Source organism: Sphingobium sp., assembly GCF_049304695.1.
Lineage (GTDB): Bacteria > Pseudomonadota > Alphaproteobacteria > Sphingomonadales > Sphingomonadaceae > Sphingobium.
Genome location: NZ_JBAQOK010000065.1, coordinates 1 through 3,288, shown reverse-complemented (window position 1 = coordinate 3,288; position 3,288 = coordinate 1). Strand labels below are relative to the sequence as shown.

Genomic DNA, 3,288 nt, shown 5'->3' with positions numbered 1-3,288 from the left:
CTGTTCTCTGAACAGTTGCTGGAATGGACGGGCGCGTTGATCATTGCTGTCGGTGTCGCCTCGCTGGCCTTTCGTCTGGATTACGCCGCTTCGCAGTGGGTTGCCGCTTCCACCTTGGGGTTGGGACTGCCGCTACTGGCCTTGATGCTGGATCGTGGCCAGGAACGCGCCGCAGGGGTGCGGATGCTGCAATCGGTGGCTTGGCTGTTGTGCGTGCTGATCCCGCCGCTGCTGGCGCAACGGCTGGTCGTCGCCAGCGTGCCGCCCGATGTGCCGCTGGCATCGCTGAAAGAATTCCGCCAACAACCCGCCGCGCAACAGATCGTTCTCCTGCCCGCAGGCAGCAGCATCCCAGTCAAGGTCGAAGTCTCTGGCAACGTGTTCCGTGCCAGCAGCGCATCGGTGCTGCCGCTGGAGTTGAACGTGCCGCTCGAAATCATGATGAGCAACGGCCAGCCGACTGGCGACTGGCGCATTCCTGGCGAAAGCTGGGCATTGGCGCGCGAATCGAACTGGATTCGCATCCCCTGGATCAAGGCCGAACTGACTCCGCAAAACGGCCCAGAGATACGCACCAGTCTGGTCGTGGAAACCCGGCATCAACCCATTCATTAACGAGTTATTACTTACAACAGGAGTTGCCAATGCGACATCTCATTACGTTAGCGTGCCTCGTTGCCGCTTTTGCAGCCTACACCGTCGGCTGGAGGCAAGGCATCGTAGGCTTTGCTGTCATTGGCATTATTCTGGAAAGCCTGTTCTGGTTTCGGCTATTACGGAAAGACAAACCACAATCGCCGACAACACACCCGTAAAAACATACGCAGGTTGTGCTTGGAAATTTAATCATTATTGAAAGGAGCACCATGAAAAACTTCATCAAAAACAATCGCGGTTTTATCGTTTTCTTACTCTGTTTCGGATTTTTTCGTATGGCAATCGCCGACTGGAATCCGATCCCTTCTGGCTCGATGCGCCCCAATTTACTGGAGGGCGACGTTGTACTGGTAAACCGCATCGCATATGACTTCAAGCTTCCGCTAACGGATATTGTTGTCGCACGCATGGCCGACCCCAAGCGCGGTGACATCGTTACTTTCTTTTCTCCCAAGGACGGTACGCGGCTGATCAAACGCATCGTCGCACTGCCTGGCGATCAAGTAGAAATGCGGGACGAGGTTCTGTATATCAACGGCCAAGCTGCCGAATATAGTGAACATAAAATCCTGCGGGAGGCACTTGAAAACGGCGAGAACATCGAGGCCTTGCGCGTAACGGAAGCCATCGGTCAAAACACACGCCGAGTCCAGTGGCTGAACGATGTGCCTGCAAGAAATAATTTCGGCCCGACAGCCGTCCCCGACGGAAATTTTTTGATGCTCGGCGACAACCGCGACAATAGTGCGGATTCCCGCTATTTCGGCTTCGTCCCCCGTCATCTCCTGATCGGTCAGGCGCAACGCATCTTGGTATCAGCGGATATCAAAGGAAACTGGCTCCCCCGCACGGAGAGGTTCGGTCAAGGCTTGGCGTTCGACTAATGTCTCTCACCCTATTCTTACAACCGCTCCGTATCCGACACCTGAAGACAGCCATTCTTCTACTGTCCCTAAGTCTGTTCGGCGGATGCAGTGTTCTGCAAGGAGGCAAACTCCTTGCGCCGGAAAGCTTTGGTTTGATTCCGCTCACGCAGAACATCTACGTTGAGGCTGGCACAGACGAGGCAACACGAACCCAACTCCGCGACGCAATGATGAAGGCGGAAAGCGCCATAAGAACCGCGTATGGAAGCGTGAAATCGCGCCCTGTCGTTCATGTATGTATCAGCGAAAGCTGTTACGAAAAATTTGGTGGGAGAGGTTCGGTGGCGAAAGTCTATGGCGACCGCATCCTGCTTTCGCCGCGCGGGCTGAACTGGCATTTTCTCGCCCACGAATGGTCGCACGCCGAAATGCGCTCCCGTATCACCCTCGGCGCATGGTGGGATATGCCGCAATGGTTCGATGAGGGCGTGGCAGTTGCGATCAGCGAAACGCTGGAGCATTCCGAAAGTCACTGGAAATTCCTTGTGGCATCCAGCACGCCGCGACCGACACGCGAAGAATTGCACACGTTCAAATCATTGAGACAGTGGCTGGACGCTGTTCATCGTTACGGCGATGACAAGAATATTGAACGTAAAGCGCGTGGCGATCCTGAAATGCACACTCTCTATACCGCAGCAGGACATGAGCTGCGCCCCTGGCTCGCCAAGGCGGGCACCGGCGGGCTGCTTGCACTCATAGCGCAGTTGAAAGACGGCAAGGATTTTGAATCCGCCTACCAAACAATAGACATGACGGTCGAACGAGATACGCCGCCAGCAGCGTTGCCATCATCACATTGACATTACCCACCAAGGAGACACCCATGAAACTCGCCCGCACTCTGTTCGCCGCCGCCACTTGCATCGCCCTCTCCGCCTGTGCTGGACTGTCGCCTAACACAACCGAAATCGCCCAAGCACCGCAAATCCGCTTCGGTCAACCGCTCCCAGCAGGCGACAACTACGTCCTGCTTTTCCCAGCGGGCACGCCGCTGCCAGTATCCACCGTGCTGGACGGCAATCTGTTCGAGCGTGAAGGACAATCGACGCTGCATGTCACGCTCAAGCGCGACGTGTATATATTCAAACAGTTCGCCAGCTTCGACGGTAAAAACTGGCAGCCCGCGCGCAGCTTGGTCGAGACGAATCTCGAACTCCGCATCCCGCAGGAAGACGGCAGCAATGCTGGATACCTGCACATCAAAATGAACCAGAAGTAATCGCTCTACCATGGAGATACTCGACCCCCTGCTGCACCAGCCATTGCGCACCCAGCTCGCCGCCTTTCTGGCGGGCGCGGGCGAGGCCACATTCACCGAACTCAAGCGTCAACTGGACGTATCCGACGGCAATTTGGACTCACACCTGAAAAAACTGATCGCCGCCGAATACATAAGCATCCGCAAGGACGACAGCACCAGACGCGTCCAGACCTGTTACGCCTTGACCGAAACTGGACGCACCGCGTTGCAGAACTACATTCTGGCGTTGCAGAAACTGCTGCCGCTCGCCAACCCCGCGCCCTCGGCTCAAATCCAGGGACGCGAGGCAAAACTGCATACAGCATAGATATAAATAACGCAATGAAATGCTCCTCAAACCTGACAATCAATGTATCCGAAAAATACCGCCTTGTCGGGCTGTTGGCAGCGTCCGTGTTGCTGCATGCAATCGTACTTTTTCAGGTCAGGTGGGATAGCCAG

Annotated in this window: 5 protein-coding genes; all 5 read left to right on the top strand. The window is 55.7% G+C overall.

The window, feature by feature from the left end:
* On the top strand, window positions 1-615 hold a 615-nt coding region (locus tag WA070_RS10880), incomplete at its 5' end, for a hypothetical protein (RefSeq protein WP_422633964.1).
* A 251-nt stretch (window positions 616-866) separates the two neighbouring features.
* Window positions 867-1,541: a signal peptidase I gene (gene lepB / locus WA070_RS10875; protein ID WP_422633963.1), complete on the top strand. Its 675-nt coding sequence runs from the start codon at window positions 867-869 to the stop codon at window positions 1,539-1,541.
* Window positions 1,541-2,386 (top strand): hypothetical protein, encoded by an 846-nt coding sequence (locus WA070_RS10870; RefSeq protein ID WP_422633962.1) that lies wholly within the window; start codon window positions 1,541-1,543, stop codon window positions 2,384-2,386. Before lepB ends, WA070_RS10870 begins: the two co-directional genes overlap by 1 nt.
* A 23-nt stretch (window positions 2,387-2,409) precedes the next feature.
* Window positions 2,410-2,805 carry a hypothetical protein gene (locus tag WA070_RS10865; protein ID WP_422633961.1) on the top strand — a complete coding sequence of 132 codons (396 nt, stop codon included), beginning with the start codon at window positions 2,410-2,412 and terminating at the stop codon, window positions 2,803-2,805.
* A gap of 10 nt (window positions 2,806-2,815) precedes the next feature.
* Complete coding sequence (locus WA070_RS10860; RefSeq protein ID WP_422633960.1) at window positions 2,816-3,154, top strand: transcriptional regulator; 339 nt, start codon at window positions 2,816-2,818, stop codon at window positions 3,152-3,154.
* Window positions 3,155-3,288 lie beyond the last annotated feature (134 nt).

Excerpts from the sequence above, each read along its gene's own strand:
- lepB (WP_422633963.1), top strand. The coding sequence starts at position 867 with ATGAAAAACTTCATCAAAAACAATCGCGGTTTTATCGTTTTCTTACTC.
- WA070_RS10870 (WP_422633962.1), top strand. The coding sequence starts at position 1,541 with ATGTCTCTCACCCTATTCTTACAACCGCTCCGTATCCGACACCTGAAG.
- WA070_RS10865 (WP_422633961.1), top strand. The coding sequence starts at position 2,410 with ATGAAACTCGCCCGCACTCTGTTCGCCGCCGCCACTTGCATCGCCCTC.
- WA070_RS10860 (WP_422633960.1), top strand. The coding sequence starts at position 2,816 with ATGGAGATACTCGACCCCCTGCTGCACCAGCCATTGCGCACCCAGCTC.